This is a genomic window from Bordetella petrii (genome assembly GCF_020991325.1).
Classification (GTDB): Bacteria; Pseudomonadota; Gammaproteobacteria; order Burkholderiales; family Burkholderiaceae_B; genus Bordetella_A; species Bordetella_A petrii_E.
This window is the reverse complement of sequence record NZ_JAJMLX010000113.1, coordinates 1-13511: the sequence shown is the minus strand read 5'-3', so window position 1 is coordinate 13511 and position 13511 is coordinate 1. Positions and strand designations below refer to the sequence as shown.

Annotated in this window: 15 protein-coding genes; 4 read left to right on the top strand and 11 right to left on the bottom strand. The window is 66.0% G+C overall.

What is annotated here, in order from left to right; genetic code table 11:
* Together LPZ50_RS13040 and bioD are read left to right on the top strand one after the other, a co-directional pair.
* On the top strand, positions 1 to 995 hold a 995-nt coding region (locus LPZ50_RS13040; protein ID WP_230661906.1), incomplete at its 5' end, for an aminotransferase class I/II-fold pyridoxal phosphate-dependent enzyme.
* Positions 985 to 1704 carry a dethiobiotin synthase gene (gene bioD / locus LPZ50_RS13035; protein ID WP_230661905.1) on the top strand — a complete coding sequence of 240 codons (720 nt, stop codon included), beginning with the start codon at positions 985 to 987 and terminating at the stop codon, positions 1702 to 1704. The genes LPZ50_RS13040 and bioD, both read left to right, overlap by 11 nt.
* 14 nt (positions 1705 to 1718) lie before the next feature.
* Here bioD and LPZ50_RS13030 read toward each other — a convergent pair whose 3' ends face one another.
* The 3 genes from LPZ50_RS13030 to LPZ50_RS13020 all read right to left on the bottom strand — a co-directional run bounded on the left by LPZ50_RS13030 (position 1719) and on the right by LPZ50_RS13020 (position 4520).
* A complete protein-coding gene (locus LPZ50_RS13030; RefSeq protein ID WP_230661904.1) occupies positions 1719 to 3122 on the bottom strand; it encodes a HipA domain-containing protein in 1404 nt (467 codons plus the stop codon).
* A complete protein-coding gene (locus tag LPZ50_RS13025) occupies positions 3119 to 3475 on the bottom strand; it encodes a helix-turn-helix domain-containing protein (protein ID WP_230661903.1) in 357 nt (118 codons plus the stop codon). Before LPZ50_RS13025 ends, LPZ50_RS13030 begins: the two co-directional genes overlap by 4 nt.
* 133 nt (positions 3476 to 3608) lie before the next feature.
* Positions 3609 to 4520 (bottom strand): LysR family transcriptional regulator, encoded by a 912-nt coding sequence (locus LPZ50_RS13020; RefSeq protein ID WP_230661902.1) that lies wholly within the window; start codon positions 4518 to 4520, stop codon positions 3609 to 3611.
* A gap of 119 nt (positions 4521 to 4639) precedes the next feature.
* Between LPZ50_RS13020 and LPZ50_RS13015 the strand changes: the two genes are divergently transcribed.
* Entirely contained in the window at positions 4640 to 5506 is an 867-nt protein-coding gene (locus tag LPZ50_RS13015; RefSeq protein WP_230661901.1) for a pirin family protein, read from the top strand.
* A gap of 79 nt (positions 5507 to 5585) precedes the next feature.
* Positions 5586 to 6215 (top strand): isochorismate family cysteine hydrolase YcaC, encoded by a 630-nt coding sequence (ycaC, locus tag LPZ50_RS13010; RefSeq protein WP_230661900.1) that lies wholly within the window; start codon positions 5586 to 5588, stop codon positions 6213 to 6215.
* Positions 6216 to 6250: 35 nt separating this feature from the next.
* On the opposite strand, the gene LPZ50_RS13005 is transcribed toward ycaC, so the two are convergent.
* The 8 genes from LPZ50_RS13005 to LPZ50_RS12970 all read right to left on the bottom strand — a co-directional run bounded on the left by LPZ50_RS13005 (position 6251) and on the right by LPZ50_RS12970 (position 13509).
* Positions 6251 to 7048: an N-acyl homoserine lactonase family protein gene (locus tag LPZ50_RS13005; RefSeq protein WP_230661909.1), complete on the bottom strand. Its 798-nt coding sequence runs from the start codon at positions 7046 to 7048 to the stop codon at positions 6251 to 6253.
* Positions 7045 to 8259: an alpha/beta fold hydrolase gene (locus tag LPZ50_RS13000; RefSeq protein WP_230661899.1), complete on the bottom strand. Its 1215-nt coding sequence runs from the start codon at positions 8257 to 8259 to the stop codon at positions 7045 to 7047. Before LPZ50_RS13000 ends, LPZ50_RS13005 begins: the two co-directional genes overlap by 4 nt.
* Positions 8204 to 8965, bottom strand: coding sequence for a GntR family transcriptional regulator (locus tag LPZ50_RS12995; protein WP_230661908.1), 762 nt, complete (start codon positions 8963 to 8965; stop codon positions 8204 to 8206). Before LPZ50_RS12995 ends, LPZ50_RS13000 begins: the two co-directional genes overlap by 56 nt.
* A 94-nt stretch (positions 8966 to 9059) precedes the next feature.
* Positions 9060 to 9773 (bottom strand): ABC transporter ATP-binding protein, encoded by a 714-nt coding sequence (locus tag LPZ50_RS12990; protein WP_230661898.1) that lies wholly within the window; start codon positions 9771 to 9773, stop codon positions 9060 to 9062.
* Positions 9770 to 10513, bottom strand: coding sequence for an ABC transporter ATP-binding protein (locus LPZ50_RS12985; protein ID WP_230661897.1), 744 nt, complete (start codon positions 10511 to 10513; stop codon positions 9770 to 9772). Before LPZ50_RS12985 ends, LPZ50_RS12990 begins: the two co-directional genes overlap by 4 nt.
* Positions 10506 to 11483, bottom strand: a complete 978-nt coding sequence (locus LPZ50_RS12980) for a branched-chain amino acid ABC transporter permease (protein WP_230661896.1) — start codon at positions 11481 to 11483, stop codon at positions 10506 to 10508. Before LPZ50_RS12980 ends, LPZ50_RS12985 begins: the two co-directional genes overlap by 8 nt.
* A complete protein-coding gene (locus LPZ50_RS12975) occupies positions 11483 to 12343 on the bottom strand; it encodes a branched-chain amino acid ABC transporter permease (RefSeq protein WP_230661895.1) in 861 nt (286 codons plus the stop codon). The genes LPZ50_RS12980 and LPZ50_RS12975 overlap by 1 nt, the downstream gene beginning before the upstream one ends.
* 8 nt (positions 12344 to 12351) lie before the next feature.
* Positions 12352 to 13509 carry an ABC transporter substrate-binding protein gene (locus LPZ50_RS12970; RefSeq protein ID WP_268903364.1) on the bottom strand — a complete coding sequence of 386 codons (1158 nt, stop codon included), beginning with the start codon at positions 13507 to 13509 and terminating at the stop codon, positions 12352 to 12354.
* Positions 13510 to 13511 lie beyond the last annotated feature (2 nt).

Below are 13511 nucleotides of genomic sequence, written 5' to 3'. Positions count from 1 at the left end.
CGCGCCATGGCGCCGGCAGCGGCGCGTCGCACCTGATCAGCGGGCACGCACGCGCCCACGCGCAACTGGAAGAACGGCTGGCCGCGATGCTGGCGCCGCACATCGAGCAGGCCCGCGCCCTGTACTTCTGCACTGGTTACATGGCCAACCTGGCCGTACTGGGCGCGTTGGCGGACAAAGACGCGGAAATCTATTCCGAATCGCTCAACCATGCGTCGCTGATCGACGGCGCGCGCCTGTCGCGCGCGCGCGTCCACATTTATCCGCACCACGACGTGGACGCGCTGGCCGGCATGCTGTCGGCCAGCCAGGCCGCCACCCGCCTGATCGTCACCGATGGCGTGTTTTCCATGGACGGCGACATCGCCCCACTGCGCCAGTTGCTGAAACTGGCCGAACACTACAACGCCTGGCTGGTGGTCGACGATGCGCACGGCTTCGGCGTGCTGGGCGCACAGGGCCGCGGCGTGCTGGAGCATGCCGGGCTATGCTCGCCGCACCTGGTGTTGATGGGCACATTGGGCAAGGCGGCCGGTGTCAGCGGCGCTTTCGTGGCGGCGCATGCCACCGTGATCGACTGGCTGGTCAACCGTGCGCGTCCGTATATTTTCAGTACGGCGGCCGCGCCCGCGCTGGCCCATGCATTGCTGGCCAGCCTGGACTTGATCGAAGGCGCCGAAGGCCGGCAGCGCCGCGCGCACCTGTATGCCTTGATGCAACGCCTGCAGGCCGGGCTGCGCCTGCGGCACTGGCGGCATTATCCCGCGCCCACCGCCATCCAGCCCATCGTGCTGGGCGAGAACGCCCAGGCGCTGCGCGCGGCGGCCGAACTGGAACGCCAGGCCCTCTGGGTGCCCGCCATCCGCCCGCCCACGGTCCCACCCGGCACCGCGCGCCTGCGCGTCACCCTATCGGCGGCGCACACCACCGCCGATGTAGACCGGCTGGCCGCCTGCCTGAACCGCCTGGACGAAGAGGCCTTGCATGCCCGGTAACCCGCGCCCGCACGACTACTTCGTCACCGGCACCGACACGGAAATCGGCAAGACCTTTGTATCCTGCGCCCTGTTACACGCCGCCGCGCAGCGCGGGCTGTCGGCCGCCGGCATGAAGGCGCTGGCCGCGGGTGCCGAGCCCCTGGATGGCGGGCTGGTCAACGAAGACGTAGAACAATTGCGCCAGGCCAGCGGCGTTGCCCTGCCCGCGGCGGTGCGCTGCCCCTATGTGCTGCGGCAGGCCGTGGCGCCCCACATCGCCGCCGCGGCCGAGGGCGTTGCCCTGGACGCGTCCGTGGTGCTGCAGGCCTACCGCCAGGCCACCGCCCATGCGGACAGTGTCATCGTCGAAGGCGTGGGAGGCTTCCGCGTGCCGCTGGACGAAAGCCTGGACACGGCCGACCTGGCGCAGCAGCTGGCCCTGCCCGTGATACTGGTGGTGGGCCTGCGCCTGGGCTGCATCAGCCACGCCCTGCTCACCGCCGAGGCCATCGCGGCGCGCGGCCTGCGCCTGGCGGGCTGGGTGGCCAACCATGTCGACCCCGCCATGCAGCAGGCAGCGGCCAATGTGCAGGCGCTTGCCCGGCGCCTGCCCGCGCCCCTGCTGGGCTGGCTGCCGCACATGGCGCAACCGGATGCGCGGGCCGCCGCAAGGTTATTGGATACGTCGCGGCTCTATATCAGCGGGCATGACGCGTGCCGCCCATAGCGATAGCCGCCCCATTAACCCTCCAGCAGTTTCTTGTCTACTTTGGAGATTTCAGGCGCCATGGCAAGTAAACGTTCAGCCTGCCCTTGAATGAACGCGGAAATCTGTCGCACCAGGTCGCGCTCCTCGCCTACGTAGACATCTGATTGGGCGAGTTGCGGCGCCAGGCTGATCGCCGCGGATGCCAGGCTGCGGATTTCCCGCGCAAGCTGCAAAGGCGGTGTCTTGGTCCGATAGGCAAAGTCGGCCAAAGAAAAAGGCGTGATTTCTTCAATTCGGAAATCATCACCATAGGCCATGGCAAACTCGTGAGAAACGGTTTTCTCGTCGTAAACGCAGACAGACACCAGATCGTAAAGGGGTGCGGGCTGCAGACCCGCCGGCCGCACGAAAAACGAGAGATTCTTGCCATGCGCATCGCTATTGCCAAGCAATAAATTCAGCACGGCCCAGCGAAGCATGAACTGGCGTGTCGGTGCCGCCGCCATTACTACCTTCTGGGTGCCAGAAAGCGTTTTGTCGAGCAGGGCAAACAGGCGGGCAAAGCTGACGCCTTCGCGAATATCCCGCACATCGCGGTTGCTGCCCAGGTTGCGCTCGTATTTGAATTCAACAGGCAAATCCAGCGCCTGACATCCATCGATAACATGCTGGCGCAGGACGGCTTTGGCGGTATCCGGCGTTTGCCCATCCCAGACGATCCGTCGATCGAAGCGCTCAATAAGCAGAATGGGGTCAGGAATGCGCCGCAGGATGACCGACGCAACGGGCAGCTTCATCTGGCGGGCCAGCGTCATGCAGAAATGCTCGTTGGCCACCAGATGCGGGCTGAAGGGATTCAGGCTTTCCGGTTTGAGAAGGTGCGATGAACTCAAGGCGCCATCCACCAGCGAAAGATGGTTACCTTCCACTAGCACTTGCAGCTTGTCCTGATAGCCGGCAAGCGATAGCCTGACTTGACCGTCCCAGACAGGAAATGGAATCAGATCGCGCTTCCTGATACGGTCGCTCAGTTCTTCATTGGACACCGGACGGCGTGCCGCCTCTTGCCGCCACGCCCGCATTTCACGCGCCAACTGCTCCTCGTCGACATCCAGTGCCATGAAGCTGAAAGCCCCTACCGGCTCTTTGCCCAGCGCGCGTATCAGGCCGAATGTATTGCTCTTCGAGACCTGCTCCGATACCGAAACAATGTCCAGCACACGACCCTCAGGCAGCAAGTTGCCAAGGAAGCGTTGGACCGAGCCGGGGCTGTCCGGTCCATGATCCAGCGCAATGGCCGGGGACAGGTAGAACGCTTCTGGATGCGCGGCCCAGGATGGGTAATAGCGAAACCCATAACGGTTCTCGACAGCATCGAACGTAAGCTGCCCCACCGGCCGCTCTTGCGTGCAAACATGAAGAACGTGCCGGGTCATGATTTTGCGTCCTTGGACATCGGCAACTGCGACTTGAGATAATCCACCGCATGAGACCAGGTCTCGAAACGCTGTGCCTGGGCGTTGGGCGGCACCAGTACCGTTTCATCCTTCGCCGCGACAACCATGCTGAGGCCCAATCCATCCAGTACGCGCAGCAGGCGGTCAGACCCAACGGCGCCGCCATTCTCCAAGCGGGAAAGCACATTGGGCGCGACTCCGCACGCGTGCGCCGCATCGTCGATCCGCAGAGCCAGGGCCAGGCGGCGATGCCGGATGATGGCCCCGAGCGTTACGAGGTCAGAGGCTTGCGGGTTGGGTTGGGCCCCGGGTTCCGACAATCTGCGCACCATAGTTTCCCCATTCGGAATTAATAACTGGTTCTGCTTTTTTTACTACTTTATTTCCAAATAAAGAAATTTAAATCCGGTGAACGCATTGCCGCTTATAATTTCCATATAACGAAATTATAAATAGCAGACTGACTCAATCGTCCACCAGCGCCTTGAAACGATCCGCCAGGAAATCGATCAAGGCCCTGACCGACGGCAACTGGCCGCGCCGCGAGGCGAATACCGCGTGGATGATCTCGCGCCGCGGCGCCCAGTCGGGCAGCACGGGCACCAGCTCGCCGCGTTGGAACTGGTCGCGCAGCAGCATGGTGGGCAACTGCACGATGCCCACCCCCGCCACGGCCGCGGCCCGCAGCGCCAGCATGCCGCGCGTGACCAGGCGAGGTTGATGGCGCACGGCAGCATGGGCGCCGTGCGGCCCCAGCAGGTCCCAGACATGTCCGCCTTGCGGCAAGCCCAACCCCAGGCCCAGGCTGGGCAGGCCGCCCAGATCCACCGGCGCGTGCGGCGTGCCGGTGCGCTGCAACAGCGCGGGGCTGGCCACCAGGCACTGGCCGCGGTCGGTAAACACCCGCATGACCAGGTCGCTGTCTTCCAGCGGCGGCGGCCGCACCCGGATGGCCACGTCGATGCCCTCGGCCACCACGTCCACCCGGCGATTGGTTTCTTCCAAGTGCACTTGCACCAGCGGGTACCGCTGCATGAAGGCGGCCAGCATGTCGGCCACCTGGGCATCCAGCAGGGCCACCGGGCAGGTCACCCGCACCATGCCGCGCGGTTCGGCGCGGGTCAGCGCCACGGCTTCTTCCGCGGCCTCGGCCTCGACCAGCATGGCCTTGCAATGCGCGTAATAGGTCTGGCCGATCTCGGTCACCGCGAACCGGCGCGTGCTGCGCATCAGCAGGCGCGCGTCCAGCCGGGCTTCCAGCAGGGCAATGCGGCGGCTGAGCTTGGACTTGGGGATACCCAGCGCGCGCCCGGCAGGCGCGAACCCCCCGTGGTCCACCACTTGCACGTAGTAATACAGGTCGTTCAGATCGTGCACATCGTTCACCTGATAGAACTCTGAAGCCGAATTTTAGAGTCTACCGGATCCATCGTCCCGAATTTATAGTTTTCCCATGGAGGTTGCGGCAAGGGCCGCAACCCGCAAAGGAGCAAGCCATGAAGAAGATCCTTGGTGTCTACAGCGCGCCGCGCCCCCATTGGGTCGGTGACGGTTTCCCCGTGCGCTCGCTGTTCAGCTACGACAGCCACGGCCAGCACCTCAGCCCCTTCCTGCTGCTGGACTACGCCGGCCCGGCGCAGTTCGCGCCGGCGGGGCAGCGGCGCGGCGTGGGCCAGCATCCGCATCGCGGCTTCGAAACCGTAACCATCGTGTACCAGGGCGAAGTCGATCATCGCGACTCGACCGGCGCCGGCGGCCACATCGGCCCGGGCGACGTGCAATGGATGACGGCGGCCGGCGGAATCCTGCATGAGGAATTCCATTCCGATGCCTTCACCCGCCGCGGCGGCGCCCTGGAAATGGTGCAGCTGTGGGTCAACCTGCCGGCCCGCGACAAAATGGCCGCGCCGGGCTACCAGACATTGCTGGACGCGGAGATCCCGACGGTGCAGTTGCCTGACGATGCCGGCCGGGTGCGCGTCATCGCCGGCGAGTTCGATGGCCGGCGCGGTCCGGCGCGCACCCACACGCCCATGGATGTGTGGGACGTGCGGCTGCGCCAGCAAGGCGTTGCCACCTTCGACCTGCCTGAAGGCCGCACGCTGGCGCTGGCGGTGCTGCACGGCACGGTGCTGGTCAACGGCACCGAGATCGTGCGCGAAGCCCAGCTGGCGCATCTGTCGCGCGATGGCACGCAAGTACGGATCGAGGCGAACAACGACGTCACGCTGCTGTTGCTGAGCGGCGAGCCGATCGACGAACCCATCGTCGGCTACGGCCCGTTCGTGATGAACAGCCAGGCCGAGATCCGCGAAGCCGTCGACGATTTCAATGCCGGCCGCTTCGGCCAGTTGTCCCATTGACCCCATCCGCGCCGCTGCTGGCGGCGGCGCGGATACCACCCGCCCATTCGGGCCCTTTTCCCACGACCTGGAGAAACTCATGACCAAGCCCTATGTACGTCTGGACAAAGACAATGCCGCCGTGCTGCTGGTAGACCATCAGGCCGGCCTGCTATCGCTGGTGCGCGATATCGACCCCGACAAGTTCAAGAACAATGTGCTAGCGCTGGGCGACCTGGCCAAGTACTTCAAGCTGCCCACCATCCTGACCACCAGCTTCGAAGACGGCCCCAACGGCCCCCTGGTGCCCGAACTGAAAGCGCTGTTTCCCGAGGCGCCCTACATCGCCCGGCCCGGCCAGATCAACGCCTGGGACAACGAGGACTTCGTCAAGGCCGTCAAGGCCACCGGCAAGAAACAACTGATCATCGCCGGCGTGGTTACGGAAGTGTGCGTCGCCTTCCCGGCGCTGGCCGCGCTGGAAGAAGGGTTCGACGTGTTCGTGGTGGCCGATGCGTCAGGCACCTTCAACGAAATGACGCGTGACGCGGCATGGCAGCGCATGATCGCCGCGGGCGCGCAGACAATGACCTGGTTCGGCGTGGCATGCGAACTGCATCGCGACTGGCGCAACGATATCGAAGGCCTGGGCACGCTGTTCTCGAACCACATTCCCGATTACCGGAACCTGATGACCAGCTTTAGTACGCTGACCGGCAAGGCGAAGTAATCCGGCTATCGGCCGTCCGCTGGCGCCGCGATGGTTTATGTTGCGGTGCCCGGCGGCAGATGCAGCGCCACGATGTCCGTCCCGTGCTGGCGCGGATACCGCGCCAGCACGGCCGGATCATGTCCGGGGATGATGTGGTCCGGCGACTCGGCATACTTGGCCAGGGTCTCGTAGCCGGCCAGCATGTCCGCCACGTTGTGCACAATGGGAAAAGGCGACTGCCGCTGCATATTGTCGTAGAAATGGCTGGCGTCCGAAGCCAGCACCACCCAGCCGCGCGCGGTGTGCACGCGCACCGATTGCAGGCCCTGCGTATGGCCGCCGATGTGCAGCACCTGCAACCCGGGCGCGAGCTCTTCCATGCCCTGGCAGAAATTGACGCGCTTGTCGTACACTCCGCGCAACACGTCCACCACGTCCTCCACCGCATACGCATGCCGCAGCGCGTCGAAGCGCATGTTGCAGCCGCAGGCATAGTGCATCTCGCTTTCCTGCAGATGGATGCGCGCGTGCGGCAGGCGGCGCAGGTTGCCCGCATGGTCGTAATGCAGATGGGTCACGATCACGTCGTCGATGTCTCCCGGCGCCAGCCCGAACGCGCTCAGCGCGTCGATAGGGCAGCGCAGGAACTGGCGGCCCCGTTCGCGCGCGGCCGCCTCGTTGAAGCCGGTGTCCACCAGGTAATGCCGCTTGCCATCGCGCAGCAGCCACACGTAGTAGTCCATGGGCATGGGGCTGTCGTGCGCATCGGGCGGGGTAATGAAATTCTCGTGGCGGCGGCGCGCCACCGTGGCATAGCGCAGGGCGTAGATTTCGTAGCACGGCAGCATCAGCGTGTCTCCAGGCGGTCGAGCTCGGGGCGCAGGTAATCCAGCAGGCGGGCGGGGTTTTCGATCATCGGGAAATGGCCCAGGTCGGGCATGGTGGCGTAGCGCGCGCCCGGTATCAGTTGGGCCACGCGTTGCGAGTCTTCCGGCCTGGCGGAATAGTCATAGGCGCCCGTCAGCAAGCTGATGCCGAAGCGCGAACCATCCAGGCCCGCCAGGTGTACCGGCGCATCGAACTCTTCGCTGTAGAAATGCAGGTCGTTGGCATAAGTGCCGAAGCCGCCCTGGGAATAGATCCAGGCGGCTTCGCGCCGCATCGCCAGGGGCGATTGCGGCGCCATCAGGCCGCGCACGTAGGCCGGGTTGTGCGCGGCCTGATTCACCTGCGGATGGCACAGTGCCGGGCTGAGGCGGCCGCTGGCTTTCCAGGGCGCTTCCAGCGCCACCACGCCGGCCACGTTATCCGGGCTGCGCGCCGCCACGTACAGCGCCATGGCCGCCCCCATTGAACACCCCACCAACACACTGGGGGCGCCGGCCCACTGGCGGATCACGGCCAGGCAAATGGCCAGGTAATCATCGCGGCGCAGATCGGGCGCGGTCCAGGCGGTGCCAGGCAGTGGCGCGCTGCGTCCGTGGCCGGGCATGTCGAAAGCGATCATGCGCCAGCGCTCGCGCAGCGCCGGGTCGGCCATCACGCCGTGAAACTGGCGTGCATCGGCCCCGGCGGTATGCAGCAATAACAGTGGCGCGCCCTGGCCGGCTTCTTCCCCATACAGGGTCGCGGGCCCGCCGGGCAGGTCCAGTTCAACGTAGTGTCCACGGATAGGGCGGCGATCGATGAGCACGGGCCCGGCGTCGACCTGGCCGCGCAGGATCTCGAACAGGCGCTCAAGGGGGTGCAGGGCTTGCGCCAGGGACAGGGCCTCTCCCTGTACGTTGAAGCCGTCCGCAAAGCGCAGCGCGGCCGTGAAAGAGTGATATCCGGGCGCGGGCGCCGGATCCAGGATCTTCTGCCAGGCCGCGTCAGAGGCCTGCAGGATAACGCGCGGCGCGACGGCAACGCCGCCGGGCGGCGGTTCCCAGACCGCCAGCGGGGCCGCCTCGCCCGCCTGCAGCCAGATGCCGCAGGGCAGGCTGCGCGTGGCGGCGTGGAACTCGCTATCCTCCCGTGCCCGGGCCGCGGCGGCCCGCAGGGTCTCGATGATCCGGCTCACTGTCCTCGGTCTCCTCTTGCTGCCGCCGCAACATCTCCAGCGCGGTGCGTTCGGCATTGACGATATGGTCGCGCGCGGCTTCTTGCGCGCCGGCGGGGTCGCGGCCCTGGATACGCGCGAAAATGCGGTCGATCTCGACCAGGCTTTGCGGCAGGCGCTGCGGGCTGGCGAAAGACGTGGCGCGCAACAGGTTGATGCGCGACAGCAGCCCCGGCAGCATGTCCTTGACCAGGTCGTTGTCACAGCCCGCCAGCAGCACGTCGTAGAACTCGCGCTTGGCCGCCAGCAGCCTGCCCTGGTCGGCCTGCCGGGCGCACTCGTGCAGGGCCTGCACCGCCAGCCGCAGGCGTTCGATGTCCGCGTCGCTGGCCAGCCGGGCGAATTCATGGGCCGCATAGCCTTCCAGCAACGCGCGCAAGGCATACAGGTCGCGCGCCGCCTTCGCCGTGATGCGCACCACGGTCGGACCGCGGTGCGGTTCGATGGTGATCAGGCGTTCGGCTTCCAGCGTGCGCATGGCCTCGCGCAGGGTGGGGCGGCTGATGCCCAACTGCTCGCAAAGCTCGGTCTCGCGCAGCCGGTCGCCGCCCTTCAGGCGGCCCTGCATGATGGCGGAGCGCAGGTAATCTTCCACCCGCGACCGCAAGGTGCTGGGCTTCTCGAAAGCGGAATCGGACGGCTTGGCCATGAAATCCTCGGCTGGCATGGCGGCCCGCCGGTCGGCAGGCGGGCTCATGGCGCCGCCCCCGCCGCGGGCGCGGAAAGACAAAGCCGAACTATATCCCGCCGGGCAGCCATGGCTACATTCCCAGGTACGCGGCGCGCACCCGTTGGTCGTCCAGCAGCGCGGCGCTGGCGCCCGACAGCACCACCCGGCCGGATTGCAGCACATAGGCCTGGCTGGCCACCGACAGGGCCAGGCGGGTGTTCTGCTCGACCAGCAGTATCGCCAGGCCGGACCGGTGGATATCCACCATGGCTTCGTGCAGTTCCTCCACCACTTTGGGCGCCAGCCCGTGGCTGGGCTCGTCCAGCAGCAGCAGGCGCGGCTTCAGCATCAGGGCGCGGCCGAACGCCACCATCTGCTGTTCGCCGCCGGACAGCGTGCCGGCCGCCTGGCGGCGGCGCTCGCGCAGCCGCGGAAACAGCTGGTAGACCTCGTCGCAATGCCGCAGCAGCGCGGCCCGGTCGCGGCGGCGGGTGTAGCCGCCCAGCCACAGGTTCTCTTCCACCGTCATTTCCGGGAAAACATGGCGGCCTTCCGGCACGTGGGCAATACCCAGTTCCGGCACGCGGTGCGGCGCCAGGCGCTGGATCTCCTGGCCGGCGTAGCGGATGTGCCCCGTCACCTTGGGCAGCAGGCCGGAAATGCAGCGCAGCAAGGTACTCTTGCCCGCGGTGTTGGCACCCACCACGGCGACGAAGCCGCCTTCCGGCACCTGGAGCGAAACGTCTTCCAGCACCGGATTGCGGTCGTAGCGGGCCGACAGGCCCTCGATCTGCAGCAGGCTCATGCCGGCACCTCCACCTGTTCCAGCGACTTGCCCAGATACGCTTCGATGACCGCCGGGTTGGCGGCGATCTCGGCCGGCGTGCCCTCGGCGATTTTCTTGCCGAATGACAGCACCAGAATGCGGTTGCACAGACGCATGATGGCGCGCATGTGATGTTCCACCACCACGAAGGTAATGCCCGATTCGTCGCGCAACTGGCGGATGAGGTCCAGCATGTCGTCCATCTCGCTGTCGTTCAGCGCCGCCATCACCTCGTCCAGCAGGAACACCTTGGGGTCGGTGCACAGGGCCCGCGCCAGTTCCACGCGCGCCTGTTCCGGAAACGACAACTCGCCCGCCAACTTCCCGGCAATGGCCGACAGGCCCACCCGCTCCAGGTTCTGCCCCGCCAGTTGGCGCGCGCGCGGCACGTCGTGGCGCAGCACCCCGCCCACCAGCACGTTGTCCAGCACCGTCATCTCGGGAAACAACGCAACGTTCTGGAATGTCTTGGTCATGCCGCGCGCGGCAATGCGATTGGGCCGCCAGCCGGCAATGGCCTCGCCGTCCAGCTCGATGCCGCCCCCTTGCGGGCGATACAGCCCGACCAGCAGATTGAACAGCGTGGTCTTGCCCGCGCCGTTGGGGCCGATCAGGCCCAGGATGTCGCCGCGCGATGCATGGAAGGAAACATCGTCCACGGCCTTCAAGCCGCCGAACTGGCGCGACACATTGCTGACTTTCAATATGGGATCAGACATGCTGGCCTCGCATCAATTGCCGCAGACGCGCCCACAGCACCGACAGGCCGCGCGGTTCCAGCAGGATGATGGCGATCAGGATCAGCCCGTACGCCAGCTGCGATACGCCCGCGGCATGCCCGGAAAGCCATTCGTTGAACAGCTCCTCCAGCGGAATCATCACCAGCGCCCCCACCAGCGGCCCGGCCACCGTGCCCACGCCGCCGATAATGCAGATCAAGGCCACCTTCACCGAAATACCCACCAGCGAGAAAACCGTGTCGGGGTCGAAGAAGAAAATGAACTGCGCGTACAGCGTGCCGCAAGCCCCCATCAGGGCGGCCGAAATCACCGACGCCTGGATGCGGGTGCGCGAGGTATCCACGCCGATTACCTCGGCGGCCTGCGGATTGGCCTTGACCGCCCGCAGGCGGTAGCCCAGCCGCGACCGGCTTACCAGCCAGAACACCAGGGTGCTGACCAGCACCGCGCCCAGCATCAAGTAGTAGTACGGCACGCTGGACTTGAACTGCATCAGCGCCAGGCTGCCTTCCGAATACGGCACCGAGACTCCCACCGGCCCGCCCGTCACCGAGGCCCAGGTATTGGCAATGGCGCGCATCACTTCACCGAAAGCCAGGGTGGCCAGGGCGAAGTAATGCCCGCGCAGCCGCATGGTAGGCAGGCTGAGCAAACCGCCCACCAGCGCGGCCATGGCCATGGCCGCCAGCATGCCCAGCCAGGGCGACACGCCAAAGCGCAGCAGCAGCAGGGTCGATGTATAGGCGCCCAGCCCGAAGAACGCCGCATGGCCCAGCGAAATCTGGTTGGCCAGTCCGCCCACGATGTTCCAGGCCTGGCCCATGGCGGCAAACAACAGCACCAGGGTCAGCACGCGGATGCCGTAGCCCTGGTCCTCGAAGAACCATGGGGCGGCTATCGCCGCGGCCAGGGGCAGCACCCACTGTAGAGAATTGCGTGTCAATGCCATCAGCTTGCCCTTTTCAGTAAGCCCTCGGGGCGCACGGCCAGCACCAGGATGAAGACGGCGAACAGCACCAGGTTCTGCAATTGCATGGGCAGCACCAGTGACGACAGCGACTGGATCACGCCCACGGCAACACCGCCCACCACCGCGCCCAGCACGCTGCCCAGCCCGCCCAGCACCACCGCCGTGAACATCAGCACGCTGAACTGCGCGCCCACGGTGGTCGAGGCCGTGAGATACGGCAGGATGATGCCGCCGCCCAGCGCCGTCATGCCCACGCCCAGCCCGAAAGCCAGCTGATGGATGCGGTGCGTGGAAATTCCCGACAGGCGGGCCGCCATCGGATCCTGCGCCGTAGCGCGCACGGCCATGCCCCACCATGTCTTCTTCAGCACCCACCACAGCACCAGGCCCGCCACCGAGGCCACCACGAAGGCCAGCAGATAGGGCGCCGAAAATAGCAGGGGACCCAGCGTGTAGGCGGTCATCTGGTAGGGTGTCTGCACCGAGCGGAATTCCGAACCGAACAGAATCAGCGCCAGGTTCTCCATCACGATCAACAACCCCACCGTCAGGAAAATCTGCGCCACCGCCGGCGCCTTGAGCACGCGGTCGATCAGGAACTTCTGCGTCAGCATGCCCAGCAGGAACGCCACGGCGAAAGACAGCAGCGAGCCCACCAGGGGATCCAGGCCCAGCAGCTTCCACGCGAAGTACGCGACGAACATGCCCACCATCAGGAATTCGCCCTGCGCGAAATTGACAATGGACACCACGCCGAACACCAGCGTCAGCCCGATCGAAATAACGGCATAAACCCCGCCCAGCAGAATGCCGTCGATCAATGCCTGTAGGAATTGCATGGCGGTTCCTAGCTGGCGTTGATCAGCTTGCCGCGGGCCAGCGCCTGCGGCCACACCGACACCAGTTCATTGTCCTGCCACTGCACCATGACGGGCTGCGCCAGGGTGTTCAACCCCTTTGCATCGAACTCCACGCCGCCGCCGGACATCACGCCGGCCCAGCCCTGGTCGAAACGCCGCCCGCGCAACGCCTTCGACACCGCGTCGGCCTTGTCCGAAGCGGCGGCCTCGGCGGCCTGCGCCAGCACGCCCAGGCACACCGCGTGTTCCAGGGCCTCGTGCGGCATGAACGTGCCGAATCGCTTGCGGTAGCGCTCGGTGTAGTCGGGCTGCTGATCGTAGTTGGCGGGCGCGATGGACAGCACGGCTTGCGCATAGGGCCCCAGCGCTTTGGCGAAATCCGGAATCACGTAGCCGGCCGCGCCGCCCACCACCGGCAAGGTCAGCTTCTGCTGCCGCATCACGCGGATGATCAGCAGGCTGTCGTTCAGGTACGAAATCGGAAACACCAACTGCGCGTCCGAACCGCGCAGCTTGCTGATCAGGGGCGTGACATCGGTAATGCCCAGCGGATACGCCTCGTCCAGCACGATTTCGGCGCCCGCCTGCTTGGCGGCCTTGCGCACGCCCACCGCCTGCGAAGTGCCATAGGCGGTGTCCTCGTACAGAATGGCGATCTTCTTGATCTGATCGGCGCCCGCCACCACCTGGGCCGCATAGTCGTACTGGGCCTGCCCCAGTACCGAGCCCTTGGACACGACCTGGTAGATATTCTTGAAGCCCCGTTCGGTCAGAATGTCCGAGAACGACATGGTCAGCAGCGGAATGCCGCGCCGCTCGGTCACTTCCGATACCGCCAGCGTCAGCGACGACGCGTAAGCCCCCACCAGCGCGGTGCAGCGGTTGCTGGTGATCAGCCGCTGCGCCACCGTGGCGGCGGTGGTGGGCTGCGACGTCGCGTCGGCGATCACCAGCTTGATCTTGGCGCCGCCCAGCGACTTGATGCCGCCGGCCGCATTCAGTTCGTCGGCCACCAGTTCCAGCCCCTGGCGCGAATTGATGCCGAACTGCGCGTTGGCGCCCGACAGCGGCAGGATCACCCCCACATTCAGTTCAGCGGGCGCGGCCAGCAGGCGCCCGGGCGCGCCCAGGGCGGCCACGCCCAGCC